Origin of the sequence: Mesorhizobium sp. M0633, from assembly GCF_040320645.1 — a bacterium.
GTDB lineage: Bacteria > Pseudomonadota > Alphaproteobacteria > Rhizobiales > Rhizobiaceae > Mesorhizobium.
Genome location: NZ_JAMYQC010000004.1, coordinates 186,899 through 202,916, shown reverse-complemented (window position 1 = coordinate 202,916; position 16,018 = coordinate 186,899). Strand labels below are relative to the sequence as shown.

The 16,018-nt window shown below is 64.2% G+C and carries 16 protein-coding genes; 7 read left to right on the top strand and 9 right to left on the bottom strand.

All coding sequences use genetic code 11. The features are described 5' to 3' along the window. Window positions 1-63: 63 nt before the first annotated feature. The gene (locus NKI47_RS06080; protein ID WP_023675241.1) at window positions 64-513 is read right to left on the bottom strand and encodes a baeRF12 domain-containing protein; all 450 of its coding nucleotides are present in this window, start codon (window positions 511-513) and stop codon (window positions 64-66) included. A gap of 439 nt (window positions 514-952) precedes the next feature. Here NKI47_RS06080 and cysG point away from each other — a divergent pair, with 439 nt between their 5' ends. The 6 genes from cysG to NKI47_RS06050 all read left to right on the top strand — a co-directional run bounded on the left by cysG (window position 953) and on the right by NKI47_RS06050 (window position 6,580). Continuing rightward, the gene (gene cysG, locus NKI47_RS06075) at window positions 953-2,404 is read left to right on the top strand and encodes a siroheme synthase CysG (protein ID WP_352588369.1); all 1,452 of its coding nucleotides are present in this window, start codon (window positions 953-955) and stop codon (window positions 2,402-2,404) included. Further along, window positions 2,401-2,706 carry a DUF2849 domain-containing protein gene (locus NKI47_RS06070; protein WP_352453967.1) on the top strand — a complete coding sequence of 102 codons (306 nt, stop codon included), beginning with the start codon at window positions 2,401-2,403 and terminating at the stop codon, window positions 2,704-2,706. The genes cysG and NKI47_RS06070 overlap by 4 nt, the downstream gene beginning before the upstream one ends. 73 nt (window positions 2,707-2,779) lie before the next feature. Then, window positions 2,780-4,450, top strand: coding sequence for a nitrite/sulfite reductase (locus NKI47_RS06065; protein WP_352588365.1), 1,671 nt, complete (start codon window positions 2,780-2,782; stop codon window positions 4,448-4,450). Further along, on the top strand, window positions 4,425-5,189 hold the full coding sequence (locus tag NKI47_RS06060) for a phosphoadenylyl-sulfate reductase (RefSeq protein ID WP_352448339.1): 765 nt from the start codon (window positions 4,425-4,427) through the stop codon (window positions 5,187-5,189). Before NKI47_RS06065 ends, NKI47_RS06060 begins: the two co-directional genes overlap by 26 nt. Window positions 5,190-5,287: 98 nt before the next feature. After that, complete coding sequence (locus tag NKI47_RS06055) at window positions 5,288-5,824, top strand: DUF934 domain-containing protein (protein WP_352568237.1); 537 nt, start codon at window positions 5,288-5,290, stop codon at window positions 5,822-5,824. A gap of 135 nt (window positions 5,825-5,959) precedes the next feature. Continuing rightward, entirely contained in the window at window positions 5,960-6,580 is a 621-nt protein-coding gene (locus tag NKI47_RS06050; protein WP_352588361.1) for a DJ-1/PfpI family protein, read from the top strand. A 148-nt stretch (window positions 6,581-6,728) separates the two neighbouring features. Here NKI47_RS06050 and NKI47_RS06045 read toward each other — a convergent pair whose 3' ends face one another. Both NKI47_RS06045 and NKI47_RS06040 read right to left on the bottom strand, forming a co-directional pair. Further along, window positions 6,729-7,751: a fatty acid desaturase gene (locus tag NKI47_RS06045; protein WP_352588358.1), complete on the bottom strand. Its 1,023-nt coding sequence runs from the start codon at window positions 7,749-7,751 to the stop codon at window positions 6,729-6,731. 126 nt (window positions 7,752-7,877) lie between these two features. Further along, window positions 7,878-8,081, bottom strand: coding sequence for a hypothetical protein (locus NKI47_RS06040; protein WP_352588355.1), 204 nt, complete (start codon window positions 8,079-8,081; stop codon window positions 7,878-7,880). A gap of 236 nt (window positions 8,082-8,317) precedes the next feature. On the opposite strand from NKI47_RS06040, the gene grpE reads away from it, so the two are divergent. Then, window positions 8,318-8,953, top strand: a complete 636-nt coding sequence (gene grpE / locus NKI47_RS06035) for a nucleotide exchange factor GrpE (RefSeq protein ID WP_352588352.1) — start codon at window positions 8,318-8,320, stop codon at window positions 8,951-8,953. A 167-nt stretch (window positions 8,954-9,120) separates the two neighbouring features. Here grpE and olsB read toward each other — a convergent pair whose 3' ends face one another. The 6 genes from olsB to NKI47_RS06005 all read right to left on the bottom strand — a co-directional run bounded on the left by olsB (window position 9,121) and on the right by NKI47_RS06005 (window position 15,992). Beyond that, entirely contained in the window at window positions 9,121-9,996 is an 876-nt protein-coding gene (gene olsB / locus NKI47_RS06030; protein ID WP_023675251.1) for a l-ornithine N(alpha)-acyltransferase, read from the bottom strand. Window positions 9,997-10,145: 149 nt separating this feature from the next. Continuing rightward, window positions 10,146-12,434 carry a PAS domain-containing hybrid sensor histidine kinase/response regulator gene (locus tag NKI47_RS06025; RefSeq protein ID WP_352588349.1) on the bottom strand — a complete coding sequence of 763 codons (2,289 nt, stop codon included), beginning with the start codon at window positions 12,432-12,434 and terminating at the stop codon, window positions 10,146-10,148. A gap of 88 nt (window positions 12,435-12,522) precedes the next feature. Then, on the bottom strand, window positions 12,523-13,512 hold the full coding sequence (acuI, locus tag NKI47_RS06020; protein WP_352453975.1) for an acrylyl-CoA reductase (NADPH): 990 nt from the start codon (window positions 13,510-13,512) through the stop codon (window positions 12,523-12,525). A 51-nt stretch (window positions 13,513-13,563) separates the two neighbouring features. Beyond that, a complete protein-coding gene (gene lspA, locus NKI47_RS06015; RefSeq protein ID WP_352588495.1) occupies window positions 13,564-14,040 on the bottom strand; it encodes a signal peptidase II in 477 nt (158 codons plus the stop codon). 26 nt (window positions 14,041-14,066) lie between these two features. Continuing rightward, entirely contained in the window at window positions 14,067-14,930 is an 864-nt protein-coding gene (locus tag NKI47_RS06010; RefSeq protein WP_023675255.1) for a TrmH family RNA methyltransferase, read from the bottom strand. Then, window positions 14,931-15,992 carry an RsmD family RNA methyltransferase gene (locus NKI47_RS06005; protein ID WP_352588346.1) on the bottom strand — a complete coding sequence of 354 codons (1,062 nt, stop codon included), beginning with the start codon at window positions 15,990-15,992 and terminating at the stop codon, window positions 14,931-14,933. Between the last annotated feature and the right edge of the window lie 26 nt (window positions 15,993-16,018).

Below are 16,018 nucleotides of genomic sequence, written 5' to 3'. Positions count from 1 at the left end.
GATTTGTCAGCATCGCGGGCGGCGTGTTCAAGTCTGGCGGCGGTTGACGCCGCCGATGCCCGATCAGGTCGCCTGCAGCAGGTTCTCGATATCGGGTATGCTGTGGTTGGTCAGCGTCTTTGGAATTTCGGCCGTTATCTTGTCGGTGACCTCCTTGTGCAGTTTCCTGCGCATGTCGCCCAGCACCGGCGGCGGCGCGATCAGCACGATCTCCTTGAAGCTGCCGCGATGCGCGAGCTTGTAGAGCCTGTCGGCAATCTCTTCGGCAAAACGCTCCTTGCCGAGACGGTGCCAGTCGGTGTCCTCGACCGCACTGCGGTGGACGGAAGGGCCGTCGCTGTAGCGGCCGGGGCGGTCGGTGCCCTGTTCTCGGGTTGCCGGATTTTCCTGCTCCATCTCGTGCACGACCTGAAGGTCGGGATATTGGACGTCTCCACGGTTCTCGAGAAACAGCGCCTTTTCGCCATCTGCCACCACGATCCACAGTCCGCGTTTCAGTCTGACGTTGCTCATGGGGCGCTCCTTTTTTGATTTTTCAAGCCCATCGCCAAGCCTTTGCCGTAGGGGCATGACCGGGCTTGGGCCCTAGTGCAAACGCGTGCCGAGGCGGGAATGTTCCGGTACTCGGACCCGGTATTCCGACAAGGGCCGGCGAGAGTGCGGGGCTGCCGTCGATCGCTCGGTCAGCATCCGGCGGCTTAATCTACTAAATTGATAGAATTTAGAAAAATCTGTTTTGTGGTTAGCTCCTCCGGCCGCTAAAAAGGCAGCGGATCAAGGGCTGCAACAGCAGCTTCAATCTGCTCCGCATTTGAATGTGGAATATTTTTCTCTTGGCCTTCATGCTTGCAGAAAAGAGATTGCCTGCTACGAAGCGATGCGCGAGTGGGTGCCTTCTGGTTTTTCGCGCCCCCGCGTAGAACTGACAAACGGTTCCAGGATTCCGCTCGTCATGCCGCAAGCCACGCCCAAGCTCAATGCCTTTCCCGTCTTCATGCGGGTCGAGGGCGAAGCCGTAGCCATCGTCGGCGGCGGCGAGGAGGCGCTGGCCAAGGCGCGGCTGCTCGCGCAGTCGAGCGCTGTGCTGCGCATCGTCAGCGATGAAACAAGCCCGGAGCTGCTGGCCTTTATCGCCGAGACGGGGGCCGCCCACATCGCCGACGCCTATGATGCAGCACATCTCAATGGTGCGGTGATGGTGTTTGCCGCCAGCGGCGACGAGGCGCTCGATCGCCGCGTTGCCGGGGATGCGCGCCGGCTGGGCATTCCGGTCAATGCCGTCGACCGGCCGGAGCTATGCGATTTCTTCACGCCGGCACTGGTCAACCGCGCGCCGGTCGCCATTGCCATCGGCACGGAAGGTGCCGGCCCGGTGCTGGCGCAGATGCTGCGCAGCCGCATCGACCGCATGCTGGCGCCCTCGCTCGGTCCGCTCGCGGCGCTCGCCGCATCGTTTCGCGACACCGCCGAAAGACTGCTGCCGAAGGGCAATGCCCGCCGCCGCTTCTGGAGCGATTTCTTTGGCGGCGCGCCGGCCCGCGCTGTCGAGGCCGGCGAGCTTTCGCAGGCGCATGATGCGGCCGTCGGCCTGCTGCTTTCGACAGAACCGGCATCGGGCCATATCGCGCTTGTAGGCGCCGGTCCAGGCGCCGAGGACCTTTTGACGCTGCGCGCCCATCGCCTGCTGATGGAAGCCGACGTGATCGTCCATGACGCGCTGGTGCCGGAGGCGATCGTCGCCATGGGCCGTCGCGATGCCGAGCGCCTGCCGGTCGGCAAGCGCAAGGGCTGCCATTCCAAGAGCCAGGCCGAGATCAATGCGCTGCTGGTCGAGCTTGGCCACGCCGGCAAGCGTGTCGTGCGGCTGAAGTCCGGCGACCCGCTGGTGTTCGGCCGGGCCGGCGAGGAGATGGCGGCACTTCGCGATGCCGGCGTCGCCTACGAAGTGGTTCCGGGCGTCACCGCGGCCTTCGCCGCCGCCGCCGATTTCGAACTGCCGCTGACGCTGCGCGGCGTGTCGTCGTCGATGGTGTTCACCACCGGCCACGACCTCAAGGGAAATTCGCTGCCAGACTGGGCAAAGCTCGCCATTTCCGGCGCGACGGTCGCCGTCTATATGGGCCGCTCGGTCGCCGCCGAGGTCGCCGGCCGGCTGATCGAAGCCGGCCTGTCGCCGGATACGGCCGTCGCCGTGGTCGAGAATGCCAGCCTTGCCAACCGCCGCCGTTTCCACGGCACGCTCGCCGACCTGCCGTCGCTGGAGGCGCGCGCCGACCTCAGCGGCCCGGTGATGACAATCATCGGCGACGCCGTCGCCGGCGCCAATTTCGAACGGTCCGAGCCGCTGGCGGCACACAGGCAGGAAAGCGTGGCCCGTGCTGCCGCGCAAGGAGTGAACCAATGAAAGTCCTGACCGCGAACCGCCTCGCCGACGGCATAGCCGTCTGGTACGCCAATGGCGGCTGGGCCGAGACCATCGACCATGCCGACATCGCCCATGACAAGGCGGCCGAGGACCGGCTGGAGGCGATCGGCGCCAAGGCCTCCGCCAACAACGAAGTGGTCGACGTCAACCTGATAGACGTGACCGTGGCCAACGGCACGGTCGAAGCGGTCCGGCTGCGTGAAAAGATCCGTGCCGCCGGCCCGACCACCCGCAACGACCTGGGCAAGCAGGCCCGTCCGCAAGCCGCACGCGCGGCATAGATGACCCAAGCATGATCCCGATCATGCTCGAACGAAGAAAATAACGGGCGGACGCGCCCGGAAAGATCTGAATATGTACCGTTACGATGAGTTCGACCACGATTTCGTCAAGGCCCGCGTCGCCGAGTTCAGCGACCAGGTCGCGCGGCGCCTTGCCGGCGAGATCACCGAGGACCAGTTCCGGCCGCTGCGGCTGATGAACGGCGTCTATCTGCAACTGCATGCCTACATGCTGCGCATCGCGGTGCCCTACGGCACGCTGAACAGCAAGCAGCTGCGCATGCTCGGCCACATCGCCCGCAAATACGACAAAGGTTATGGGCATTTCACGACGCGCCAGAACATCCAGTTCAACTGGCCGGCGCTGTCGGACATCCCGGCGATCCTGGCGGATCTGGCAAGCGTCGAGATGCACGCTATCCAGACCAGCGGCAATTGCATCCGCAACGTCACCGCCGACCACTTCGCCGGCGCCGCCGCTGACGAGGTTGCCGATCCGCGCCCCTATGCCGAAATCCTGCGGCAATGGTCCTCGGTGCATCCGGAGTTCTCGTTCCTGCCGCGAAAATTCAAGATCGCGGTGACCGGCGCCGAGCGCGACCGCGCCGCCATCCAGACGCACGACATCGGCCTGCACCTGAAGAAGAACGCCGCCGGCGAGCTTGGTTTCGCCGTCTATGTCGGCGGCGGTCAGGGCCGCACGCCGATGGTCGCCAAGAAGATCCGCGACTTCCTGCCCGAAGCGGATCTGTTGTCCTACTGCACGGCGATCCTGCGCGTTTACAACCTCTATGGCCGGCGCGACAACAAGTTCAAGGCGCGCATCAAGATCCTGGTCCATGAGACCGGCGTCGAGGAGATCACCCGCCAGGTCGAGGCCGAATGGCAGGAGTTGAAGGACGCCGAGCTGAGGCTGCCGGAAGAAGACATCCGCGCCATCGATGCCTATTTCGCGCCGCCGGCGCTTGTCGACCGGCCGGAAGGCGACGAGGCGGTCAAGCTTGCCCGCCTCGACTCCAAGAGCTTTTCCGAATGGCTGGACCAGAATGTGGTCACCCATCGCCATCCCGACTACGCGGCGGTGACCATCTCGCTCAAGGGCATCGGCGAGACGCCGGGCGATGCCTCCGACAGCCAGATGGAAGCGGTCGCCGACATTGCCGAAAAATATTCCTTCGACGAGCTGCGCGTCAGTCACGAGCAGAACCTGATCCTGCCGCATGTCGCGCGGGCCGACCTCAAGGCGGTCTATGACGCGCTTGTCGATATCGGGCTGGCGACGGCCAATTCCAACCTGGTCAGCGACATCATCTCCTGCCCCGGCCTCGATTATTGCGCGCTGGCAACCGCGCGCTCGATTCCCGTGGCGCAGGAAATCTCGCGGCGCTTCGCCTCGCTGGAGCGCCAGCGCGAGATCGGCGAATTGAAGCTGAAGATTTCCGGCTGCATCAATGCCTGCGGCCATCACCATGTCGGCCATATCGGCATCCTCGGGGTCGAGAAGAAAGGCGCCGAACTCTACCAGGTGACGCTCGGCGGCTCGGCCGACGAGAACACCTCGGTCGGCGAGATCATCGGCCGCGGCTTCAGTTCAGAAGAGATCACCGACGCCATCGAGCAGATCGTCGAAACCTATCTCGGGCTTCGGCTGGACAGAAACGAAAGATTCATCGACGCCTACCGCCGTGTCGGTCCCGCGCCGTTCAAGGAGGCGCTCTATGCTGGCGAAGCCAAGGCCGCTTGACCGGATCGTCGACGTCGAGGCCGGCATCGCCGCCCAAGCGGCGGGTCTCGACGCGCTCTACGGCCATCTGAAGCCGCTGGAGATCATCGAGCGGTCGACCCGGGAGTTCTTTCACGGCGAAATCGCCGCCGTCTCGTCCTTCGGCGCGGATTCGGCGGTGCTGCTGCACATGATCGCCGAGATCGACCGCACGCTGCCGGTGATCTTTCTCGACACCGGCAAGCATTTCGAGGAGACGCTCGGCTATCGTGACGCGCTGGCCGCCGATTTCGGGCTGAGCGATATCCGGGTGATCAGGCCCGACGATGCGGCGCTGGCAAGGATCGACCCGACCGGCAATCTGAACGAGACCGACACCGACGCCTGCTGCGACGTCCGCAAGGTCGAGCCGCTGGCGCGCGGCGTCGAGCCGTTCCGCGCCTGGTTCACCGGCCGCAAGCGCTTCCAGGCAGCGACCCGGGCAGCGCTGCCGGTGTTCGAGGCGGTCGGCTCGCGCATCCGCATCAATCCGCTGGCGCACTGGACGACATCGGACCAGGCCGGCTACATGCGCGCGCATGCGCTGCGTGAAAACCCGCTGGTCGCCTATGGCTATCTGTCGATCGGCTGTTTCCCATGCACGCAGCCGGTGCAGCCGGGCGACGACGCGCGCAGCGGCCGCTGGGCCGGGCACGCCAAGACCGAATGCGGCATCCATTTGTCGGGGCTGGAAAGGTCGCTGACCGACGCCTCGCTTTAGGGTATGTTGATATTCAAGTGATGCCGGCCTGATCTGAATCTCAACACACCCTGAGGTGTTTTGCACTTTAGAACCTTGTGGACTTGGAAATTTTCTTGATGAGCGACTTGATAGCCGAAAACGCCATGCGGCTGTGGACACCGGATGGGTTCCGCGAGGACGAGTGGGTTCATGCCGAAAGTGCCGAGGCGCTGGTCGGCAATGGCCGTTTCATCCTGCCGTTGCAGGCGTTTCTCGGCCTCGATCCGGAGGTGCGGCGGTCGGCGAAGGAGCGCATCGGTGTGCTGCTGCAGCCCGGCGATCAGCTCGAGAAGATCGCAGGCCTGCTCGATCAGCTGTCGCTGGTGGCGCTGGCGTTTCCGGCGTTCAATGACGGCCGCTCGTTCTCCAAGGGCGAATTGCTGCGCAGCCGTTATCATTTTGCAGGCGCTATGCGCGCCACCGGGCAGGTGCTGATCGATCAGCTGCCGCATATGCTGCGGGTCGGCTTCGATGAATTCGAGATATCGCACCCAGTGCTGCTGAAGCGGCTCGAGCAAGGCCGCACAGGCGGACTGCCGCTGTTCTATCAGCCGGCGGTGAAGCCGGAGGCCAAAGGCCCGAAATATTCCTGGCGGCGGGTGCGCGCCGGCTGATCCGCTCCAGAGGGCCAGAAGCCTTCTGGTCGGACCACATTCCCGATTCAGCCTTTTATTTTGCGCCTCTCCGCCTTAGGATAGGCCCATTATTTCGCGATCCGAATAAATGTGGCCACAAGGGAGGAACCGGGTATGGCTGGCAAGAAGATATTGATGCTCGTTGGCGAGTTCAGCGAGGAGTACGAGATTTTCGTCTTTGAACAGGCCATGCATGCGGTGGGCCACACCGTCCATGTCGTTTGCCCCGACAAGAAGGCCGGCGATATCCTGAAGACCTCGCTGCACGACTTCGAGGGCCACCAGACCTATACGGAAAAGCTCGGCCACGACTACATCCTCAACAAGACGTTTTCCGAGGTCAATCCGGCCGACTACGATGCCGTCTACGCGGCGGGCGGGCGCGTCCCGGAATATATCCGCATCGACAAGCGCGTGCAGGCGCTGGTGCGGCATTTCCATGAGACGGGAAAACCGATCTTCACCATCTGCCACGGCGTGCAGATCCTGATCGCGGTCGACGGCGTGGTGCGCGGCCGCGAAGTCGCGGCGCTGCAATATTGCGAGCCGGAAGTCACGCTGGCCGGCGGCATCTATATCGATGTTGCACCGACCGGCGCCCATGTCGACGGCAATCTGGTGTCGGCCAAGGGCTGGCCGGGCCTTGCCGCGTTCATGCGCGAATGCCTGAAAGTGCTGGGCACCGAGATCCGCCAGGGCGAGATCCTGATGCGCGACCAGCGCCAGGCAGCTTAAGCTCGGAATGTGGAGCCCCGCCGCACCCCTAACGCATGTCGCGCAAAAGTGTTCAGCGGTTTTGCGATAACGGCATGCATAAACAAGAACCTAAAGCGCGTCGCATGAGGCCGGTCGAGCGCGACGCGCTTTAGGTGCGGCGGTGCGTCTACACGGCCATCCGCGCTTCGCGGAACGATACCAGCTTGCTGCGGCTCTCGTCCCACAGCGCCAGCTTGACGCAGCGCAAGCTGTCGAGGAGTGTGACGCGGCCGATCTCACGCAGCTCCGGATAGTCCCTCAGCACTTCCGGAAGCCGGTAGCATGGCACCTTGGCCGAGAGGTGGTGCACGTGGTGGACGCCGATATTGCCGGTGATCCAGTTCAGCACCGGCGGCAGGTCGTAATAGGACGAACCGTGCAGGGCAGCGTGCTGGAATTCCCACTCGGAGTCCTTTGTCCACTCCGTCTCTTCGAACTGATGCTGGACATAGAACAGCCAGATGCCGGCCGATCCGGCGAGGATGACGATCGGCAAATGCACGACCAGAAACGCGCCGGGGCCAACGAACCAGATGAGCAGAGCGGCTATGACCGTGATGGCTAGGTTGGTGGACATCGACGACACCCAGGGGGTGAGGCCGCCCCGCATCATGCCCAAGGGCAGTCTCTGCTCGAAAATGAAAATCCAGATCGGGCCAAGGCCGAACATCACCAGCGGATGGCGATAGAGGCGATAGGCGAGCCGGCCCCGCCACGACAGTTGCCGGTATTCGGCGACGGTCAGTGTCTTGATGTCGCCGGTGCCGCGCTCGTCGAGATTGCCGGCGCTGGCGTGATGGGTTGCGTGGGCGCGGCGCCAGCAATCGTAGGGCGTCAGCGTCAGCACGCCAAGGACGCGGCCGATCCAGTCGTCGGCATAGCGATTGGCAAAAAAGGAGCCGTGGCCGCAATCGTGCTGGATCATGAAGATCCGCACCAGAAAGCCGGCGGCCGGAAGGATGAGGACCAGACCCCACCAATGGCCATAGGCATAAGCGGCCGAGGACAATGCCCACAGCGTGGCGAAAGGAATGAGGGTGATGGCGAGTTCGACGGCGCTGCGACGCCTGTCGGGCTTTTTATAGCGCGACAGGATTTTCAACCAGGCGCGCTTGCTGTTTGCCACAGCTTCGGGGGAAATCATGTTCATCATGAAACATAGGCGGAGCGGCGCGCTGCCGCAAGGCGGAGATCACGCAAAGTTACTGCGGGTAAATGTCGCGCGATGGCGAGGAATTGCGGCCGCAATCGCAGGTCGCGTTGCTTGCGATGGTGTCTACCGACGGCGCCCGCCTGCGACCACCTTGGCTTCGACGCCGTCCAGGCGGTCGAGCAATTCCTTCAGACGGTCGGGAATATCGGACTCCGTGCGGAAGGCCGGCAAGGTGCGCAGAAAGCGCTTGGTCGCCTCGGTGCCGAGCTGGCGCCGGATATCGCCGGCGAGCCCGTCGCGTTTTTCGCCATTCCTGCGGGGCATCATCCAAAATCCTGTGTCGGCTTCGAAACTCTTCCAGGGGAGGAATGGTTCCCGCATTGTAGTATGCTGGCAAGCAAAGCCGTCGGGTACGGTAAAGTTTGAATTAAAATCGAAAGGTCTGCGCCGTCCGCCATCAAGCCGCGACAGCGGCTGCAGTAGCGCTTGCCCCTTGATTTTTGGCCGCTAAACCTCGATATCGGGCGCAAATCCACACCATTCGAAAATGACGGGAAACGGCGATGAGCGACCAGGCAAAAGACGAACGCGCGCCCGATGAAGCCGAGAAGACCGAGGCTGGCGCGGAGCCAAGGGAAGGTGGCGTCGACGGCGACTATGAAGCGCTTGTGCGGCTTCTGAAGGAAAACGAAGAGCTGAAGGATCGCGCGCTGCGCGTCGCGGCCGACATGGAGAACTTGCGTCGCCGCACCGCCCGCGACGTCCACGATGCGCGCGCCTATGCGGTTGCCAATTTTGCCCGCGACATGCTTTCGGTGTCAGACAATCTGCGCCGTGCGCTGGATGCCATCCCGGAGGAGGCCAAGGCTTCGGGCGATGCCGGCTTCAAGGCGCTGATCGACGGCGTCGAGATCACCGAGCGCGCCATGCTGTCGGCGCTGGAACGCCACGGCGTGAAGAAGCTCGAGCCCGAGGGCGAGAAATTCGATCCGAATTTCCACCAGGCGATGTTCGAGGTGCCCAATCCCGACGTACCGGCCAACACGGTCGTGCAGGTCGTGCAGCCCGGCTATTCGATCGGCGAGCGTGTTCTGCGGCCGGCCATGGTCGGCGTCGCCAAGGGCGGCCCCAAGCATGTCGCAAGCGAAGCGCCGGTGGAGCCGGGGCCGGTCAACGAGCAGGCTGAGAAAGATGCGTGAATGGTGAATGGTCAATAGTGAATGGTTAGTAGTGAATGGTGAGTAGTGAATGGTGAGTAGTGAGTAGTGAGTAGTGAGTAGTGAGTAGCCAATTGCTGCTCCAGCAGTCAGTGCTAGGTTCTATTCACTATTCACTATTCACTCACTATTCACTCACTATTCACTACTCAGGCCGCAAACCGCTGCGCTTCTCCGCCATAATAATTGACGTAGCGGGCGCCGATCTCCTTGACCGGCATCACCACGAACACGTCGACCGTCGAGAATTCACGGTCGATGACGCAACCGTCGCCAATGCGCGCGCCGACGCGCAGATAGCCCTTGACCAGCGGCGGCATCGCGGCGATCGCCGCCTTGGTATTGACGGCCTCGATCGGCATCAGATCCATGGAACAATAGCGCCCGGCGACGGCGCGCACGTCCCAGGATGAATTCGTCCGGCAGTGGTGGGCAAGATAGGTCAGCGCCTCCGCATGTGCCGCCGGCACGGTGCCGTGGAACGACGCGCAGCCGGTCATCACGCCGATGCCGTAATGGTTGATGTAGGCCCAGATGCCTTGCCACAGCGCCTCGATGGTGCGCTTCGAGCGGTATTCCGGCAGAACGCAGGAGCGGCCGAGCTCGAGGAAGCGCTGGCCGGGATGCCGCGCGATCAGCTTGGTCAGCTCGAATTCACCTTCGGAATAGAAGCCGCCGGCGGCCGCGGCAATCTCCTGCCGCAGCAGGCGGTAGGTGCCGACGATGCGGCGATGCTCGGGGCCGGAAAGCGAAGTATCGAAGACCAGCAGATGATCGCAGAGGGGATCGAAGCGATCGGCATCGCGGCGGTCCTGCATCTGGAACAGGTCCTTCCTGGCACCAAGCTCGTCGTAGAACACCCGGTAGCGCACTTCCTGCGCGGCAGCGATCTCGGCCTCGTTGCGGGCGAGCCGCACTTCGAGATTGCCGATGCGGCCGAGCGATGCGCCTTTTATGACGGCATCGGCGTTCCGGCCGACGAGCAAAGGCCCGCTGGCGTTCGGCCGAGCATCACATTCCGGCATGACTGTATGCACGAGTGATTCTCCTTCGAGCCATCCCTCTTGGCACGGGGATACGGTGTAGGTGCAACAGGATTGTGACAGTACCGTGATACGGCTCTGCGGGCAATACTTCGTCGGCTGGGTAATCTATCAACCGTCTATGTTGTGCCTCAGGCGGCCGCTTGCCCTTCGACCGCATGAACCAGGGCATCGGGGTCGAGCGGCTTGGTGACGAAGCCGCTGGCACCGTGAGCGAGCACGGCGTGGCGGGTCTTTTCCTGGCTGTCGGCCGACAGCACCATGATCGGCACCGGCGGCACCGCGGTCTCCTCCTCATGGCGGCGGATGGCGGCGATGGCGTCCAGGCCGTCCATGACAGGCATATGCAAGTCCATCAGCACCACGTCGTAACGGTGCTTGTGGCCGGTGCTGATGACCGCCTCGACGGCGGCCTTGCCGTTGCCGACCACTTTCACGCGATGCCCGGCCTTCAGCAGCGTGGCGCGGGCCAGCATGGCGTTGATGTCGTTGTCCTCGGCGATCAGCACCGACAGGCCCTGCTGGCGGGCGCCAATGGCGTGCCCCGCCTGCGCGCCGCGCTTTTGCAGTTGCGGCTCGGCGACGACCGGTGCGTGGCTGGTCAAGAGCACGCGCAGCAATGTCTCGCCGCGCACCGGCCTCGCAAGGAAGGTGGCGTAACCATTGGCACGGAACTCGCCAAGCATGCCGCGGTCGGTCGGCGCGATCAGCGTCACTGCCTCGCAATCGGCAAATCCGCTCTGGCGCAGGCGCCTGAGCAGCCTGCCGTCGCTTTGCTCCATGGCAGCATCGATCAGCAGCACGTCACAGCCCTCGGCGAAAGCGGTGGCCTGGGCGGCGGCGGTGGCCAGATCGACCGTGCCGCCATTGGCGCGAATGGTGCGGGCGAGGGCTTCGGCCTCGACCAGGTTCTTCGACACGATCACCGCATGCCGGCCCGACAGCGCGTCCTGGCGGATCTGCGGCGCCTCGACGGCGGAAATAGCGGGAATCTCGAAGACGAATTCGGACCCCTGGCCAAGCCGGCTCGACACAGAGATAGTGCCGCCCATGGCGGTCACAAGACGCTTGGAAATGGCGAGACCGAGGCCGGCACCGCCATGCGCACGGGTCGAGGTGCCGTCAGCCTGTTCGAAGTCCTCGAATATGCGCTCCATGTCCTCCTCGCGCAGACCGGGGCCGGTGTCGGTGATGGTGAAGCGGATGCGGTCGGTGGTTTCGGTGCGGACGCGGGCGATGCTTGCCAGGACGCCGCCGCTGTCGGTGAACTTGACGGCGTTGCCGATGAGATTGAGCAGCACCTGCCTGACCCTGCCGGGGTCGGCGGTGATCAGCTGCGGCACGTCGGGTTCGACATGGCAGCCGAGGCCGATATCCTTGGCAAAAGCCCGCGCCGCCAAAAGCTCGATGACATTGTCGGCGATCTCGCGCACCGACATCGGCTGCGGTTCGGGATCGAAGCGGCCGGCCTCGATCTTGGAGTAGTCGAGCAGGTCCTCGATCAGCGCCAGCAGCGCGCTGGCCGAGGTCGAGATGGCGCCGACATAGGTCCGCTGCTCGGGCGAAAGGCTGGTGTCGGCGAGAAGCCGGGCCATGCCCATGATGCCGTTCATCGGCGTGCGGATCTCGTGGCTGACGGTGGCGAGGAAGCGCGATTTGGCCTGGCTCGCATATTCGGCCCGCTCGCGGGCGGTGATCAGCGAGGATTCGGCGCGCTTGCGAGCGGTGATGTCGCGGGCGATGGCGCGATGCGAAACGGCGCCGCTGTCCTTGTCGCGCACCGACAGCTCGATCCAAGAGAACCAGCGTGGGCCGTCCGGCGTGCGAATGGCGACGTCGGTGGAACTCAGGCATTCATGGTCGGAAAACGCGGCGTCGGGGACGATGCCGACATCGATGCCTAGTTCGGCCAGGGTCTTGCCGGCAAGGTCGCGCTGGTCGGTTTCGACAAGGTCGGCGAAAACCTTGTTGGCGTAGACAATGTGGCCGTCGCGGTCACGATGGACGACGAGATCGCCGAGTGCATCGATCAGCCCGCGAAAGCGCTCCTCGCTCTCCTGCATCTCCCACATGCGGTCGGCCAGCGTCTCGATTTCGGCGCGGCTGCGGGCGGTCGTGGCATCGAGCAGGGCCACCGCGCGGCGCTCGGTGCGCCTGTTGCGCAGATGCATGGCGAGCCCGGCGATGGCTGTCGCCAAAAGGCCGATGGTGATGAAGATCGGCGCCCCGGTCAGATGCGAAAAGCCTGCCAGCACGACGATGGCGACGAGCGTCAGGAAGGGCAGGCCTTCGCGGTTGGAGGCCGGCAGTTCCGGCGCCAGCGGTGGCGCGGCGACAGGCTGCCGTCCTGGCGCCGCGGGGGCCGTCCCGTCGGCCCGTTCGGCTGGTTCCGCCTCTCTGATGCCGGGTTCCGCAATCATACGGAAATCCTGCCAGACAGAGCTTATCGAAGGTTGTGGTTGATCGCTCGAATTTTAGCGGTCGCGCTCTTTTTTATCCCTTGGGGGCTCACATATCCACCACCACGCGGCCGCGGATCTTACCCTCGACGATGTCATGCGCGGCGCCGATGATGCCGTCGAAGCCGATGCTCGTCGACAGGCTGGCAAGCTTTGCGTGGTCGAGATCGGCGCCGATGCGGCGCCAGGCCTCGAGGCGGACCGCCTTCGGCGCCATCACCGAATCGATGCCGAGCAGCGAGACGCCGCGCAGGATGAAGGGGGCGACGCTTGCCGGCAGGTCCATGCCGCCGGCGAGGCCGCAAGCGGCGACGGCGCCGCCATAGGAGGTCATCGACAGAACGTTGGCCAGCGTGTGACTGCCGACCGCATCGACGCCGCCGGCCCAGCGTTCCTTGGCGAGCGGTTTTGCCGGCTGGGTGAGCTCGTCGCGTGAAATCACTTCCGCGGCGCCGAGGTCGATCAGATAGGGGCTTTCGGCAGCGCGGCCGGTCGAGGCGATGACGTGATAGCCGAGGCTGGACAGGATCGAGACCGCGACCGAGCCGACGCCACCGGCAGCGCCGGTCACCACCACCGGGCCGCGATCGGGCACGATGCCGTGGCGCTCCAGCGCGATGACGCAAAGCATGGCGGTGTAGCCGGCGGTGCCGACCGCCATCGCATCATGCGGGCTCATGCCGTCCGGCAACGGCACCAGCCAGTCGCCCTTGACGCGGGCGCGCCCTGCAAAGGCGCCGAAATGCGTCTCACCGACGCCCCAGCCGTTCAATATGACCTTGTCACCTTCGCGCCAGTCGGGATTGGAAGACGAGATGACGGTGCCGGCGAAATCGATGCCCGGCACCAGCGGCCAGCGGCGGATTACCGGCGCCTTGCCGGTAATTGCAAGACCGTCCTTGTAGTTCACCGTCGTCGCCTCGACCGCGACGGTGACGTCGCCCTCCATCAGGTCTGCCTCGGTAAGCTCGGTCACCGCGACTGACTGGTTTTTCTCGGCGTCACGCGAAACGAGGATGGCTTTGAAGGTTTCGGGCATTTTTTCTCCTCGGGCTTGCAGATCAGAATGTGCGGCGCCAGGCGAGTGAGGTCAATCGCTCGACGCTCCGCGCCGCCAGCCAATGAGTTCGTCGAAGACGACCAGCACGGCACCGACCGAAATGAAGGCATCGGCGAGGTTGAAGATCGCGAAGGACCAGACCGGCGTGTGAAACAGAATATAGTCGATGACATGACCGTAGATAGCGCGGTCGATCAGATTGCCGAGCGCGCCGCCGACGATCAGCGCGAAGCCGATGCGGGCAAGCAGGTGGCCCGGCGGCGTGCGGGCCGCAAGGTAGAGCACGAAAGCGACCACCACAACCGCGACGACCACCAGGCCGGTGTCGCCGAAGGACGAAAACAGCGAAAACGCGATGCCGGTGTTGTAGGTGCGGTACAGCGCCAGGAAAGGCAGGAGATCGAGCTTTTCCTGAAAGGCAAGGCCGGTCTCGACCAGATATTTCAGCCACTGGTCGAGCGCTATCGCGGCGACAACCAGAAAAGCGTAGGGGCTCCAGGACTTCATAGTTTGCAGTTTCACGGTTTGGGACGTCACGATCGGGCATCCTCCGGGCCGAGCTTCAGCGCGCCGCGCCGGATCTCGAACAGCATGACGCCGGTGGCCACCGCAAGGTTGAGCGAATCGGCGCGGCCGGCCTGCGGTATCCGCAGCAGTTTGTCGCAGCTTGCGGCAAGCTCGTCAGGCAGGCCTTGCTGCTCGTTACCCATCATCAAAAGCACCGGGCCTTTTGAAAAATCGACCGAGCGGTAGTCGACCGCACCCTTCAGATGGGTGCCGGCGACGAGGCCGGGAAAGCTCGTTCGCCAGGCGAGAAAAGCTTCGGGCGACGCCTTGGCGACCGGCACGGCGAAAATCGAGCCCATGGTGGCGCGCACCGTTTCGACCGAAAAGGGATCGGTGGTCTCGCCGACCAAGATGACGCCCCTGGCCCCGACAGCGTCGACCGTGCGGATGACGGTGCCGAGATTGCCGGGGTCGCGGACGCGGTCGAGCGCCACCCAGACGTCGCCGTCACGGGCGCGGATGTCCTTCAACGGCAGGAATTTCTGCGAGAACACGCCGACGACCATTTGCGGATTGTCGCGGCGGGTGATGGCGACCAGCACTTTTTCCGAAACTTCAAGGACGGTGCCGCCGGCGGCGACCGTGCGCGCCGCGATCTTTTCAACCGCCGTATTGCCACGTCCGGCCTTGGCGAAGACCAATGTCCTGATCGACCAGCCGAGATCGAGCGCGTCGATGACCAGCTTCAGGCCTTCGGCCATGAAGGCATTCTGCTGGTCACGGAATTTCTTCAGCGCGAGCGCCTTGATGTCCTTGACCAGCGGGTTGGCGAGGCTGGTGACTTCCTTCACCTGCCCTGGCGCGCCCGCGTGCCGTTCGTACGCACTCATTCAGGCCACCCAGCGTGAGAACAGCGAGGTCGACAGCGCCCGACCGGCAGATTTCTCGCGGATGATCAATTCACCCGACTCGACCGTGCCGCCCATGCCGGCGAAGGTGTCGCGCATCACGGCATGGATGGCGAAAAAAGAGGCGCGGATCGAATAGGCGGTCAGCACAACAGCGAGCGGCTTCGGCGTCAGGATCGCGCGGCAGATATCGGTCAGCGCCGGCAAATCCTCGAACAGCTGCCAGACCTCGCCCTTCGGTCCGCGGCCATAGGCGGGCGGGTCGAACAGGATGATGTCGTAGCGGCTGCCGCGGCGCTTCTCGCGTTCGGCGAATTTCACGGCATCATCGACGATCCAGCGGATCGGCTTTTGCGACAAGCCCGCCATTTCTTGGTTTTCGCGCGCCCAGCCGATCGCCTTCTTGGAAGCATCGACGTGGGTGACCTCGGCGCCGGCACGCGCCGCCACCAAGGAGGCAAGGCCGGTGTAACCGAACAGGTTCAACACCTTCACCGGCCGTTTTGCCGCCGCGATCAGTCCGGCCATGTGGTCCCAGTGCGAGGCCTGCTCGGGAAAGACGCCGACATGGCGAAACGAGGTGAAGCGGCCGAGATAATCGATGCCGTCATGCTTCATCGGCCAGGTCTCGCCGAGCGGCGTCTTGGGGAAACGCCAGCGGCCGATGCCTTCCTCGTCGGTATCGCCGGTGAAAATGGCGTCGGCGCGCTCCCAGTCCCTGGCCGGCAAAGCCTTTTGCCAGATCGCCTGGCCCTCCGGCCGAACGATGCGGTAGGGGCCGTATTGCTCGAGTTTTTCTCCGGCGCCGCTGTCGAGCAGCGCGTAGTCCTGATTGGGGCCGACCTCGAGGATCAGCGGCAGATGTTCGGCAGGCAGCGCGCCATCGCGGCGGGATAGAGGGCGCGGCGTGGCTTTCGGCTCGGACCGGTCCTGCAGTTTAGGCTCCGAACCGGCGGTCAGGCCGGCGTCGCGCCGCCGCGGCTGCTCCGCCCCGCCCTTCGCGGGCGGGCGGCTGTCGCGGCGTTTGTCGCGAAAAGGTTTCAAGAAGGCGCATCTCCGGAAGGCGGCTC

Excerpts from the sequence above, each read along its gene's own strand:
- NKI47_RS06080 (WP_023675241.1), bottom strand. The coding sequence starts at position 513 with ATGAGCAACGTCAGACTGAAACGCGGACTGTGGATCGTGGTGGCAGAT.
- cysG (WP_352588369.1), top strand. The coding sequence starts at position 953 with ATGCCGCAAGCCACGCCCAAGCTCAATGCCTTTCCCGTCTTCATGCGG.
- NKI47_RS06070 (WP_352453967.1), top strand. The coding sequence starts at position 2,401 with ATGAAAGTCCTGACCGCGAACCGCCTCGCCGACGGCATAGCCGTCTGG.
- NKI47_RS06065 (WP_352588365.1), top strand. The coding sequence starts at position 2,780 with ATGTACCGTTACGATGAGTTCGACCACGATTTCGTCAAGGCCCGCGTC.
- NKI47_RS06060 (WP_352448339.1), top strand. The coding sequence starts at position 4,425 with ATGCTGGCGAAGCCAAGGCCGCTTGACCGGATCGTCGACGTCGAGGCC.
- NKI47_RS06055 (WP_352568237.1), top strand. The coding sequence starts at position 5,288 with ATGAGCGACTTGATAGCCGAAAACGCCATGCGGCTGTGGACACCGGAT.
- NKI47_RS06050 (WP_352588361.1), top strand. The coding sequence starts at position 5,960 with ATGGCTGGCAAGAAGATATTGATGCTCGTTGGCGAGTTCAGCGAGGAG.
- NKI47_RS06045 (WP_352588358.1), bottom strand. The coding sequence starts at position 7,751 with ATGAACATGATTTCCCCCGAAGCTGTGGCAAACAGCAAGCGCGCCTGG.
- NKI47_RS06040 (WP_352588355.1), bottom strand. The coding sequence starts at position 8,081 with ATGATGCCCCGCAGGAATGGCGAAAAACGCGACGGGCTCGCCGGCGAT.
- grpE (WP_352588352.1), top strand. The coding sequence starts at position 8,318 with ATGAGCGACCAGGCAAAAGACGAACGCGCGCCCGATGAAGCCGAGAAG.
- olsB (WP_023675251.1), bottom strand. The coding sequence starts at position 9,996 with ATGCCGGAATGTGATGCTCGGCCGAACGCCAGCGGGCCTTTGCTCGTC.
- NKI47_RS06025 (WP_352588349.1), bottom strand. The coding sequence starts at position 12,434 with ATGATTGCGGAACCCGGCATCAGAGAGGCGGAACCAGCCGAACGGGCC.
- acuI (WP_352453975.1), bottom strand. The coding sequence starts at position 13,512 with ATGCCCGAAACCTTCAAAGCCATCCTCGTTTCGCGTGACGCCGAGAAA.
- lspA (WP_352588495.1), bottom strand. The coding sequence starts at position 14,040 with ATGAAGTCCTGGAGCCCCTACGCTTTTCTGGTTGTCGCCGCGATAGCG.
- NKI47_RS06010 (WP_023675255.1), bottom strand. The coding sequence starts at position 14,930 with ATGAGTGCGTACGAACGGCACGCGGGCGCGCCAGGGCAGGTGAAGGAA.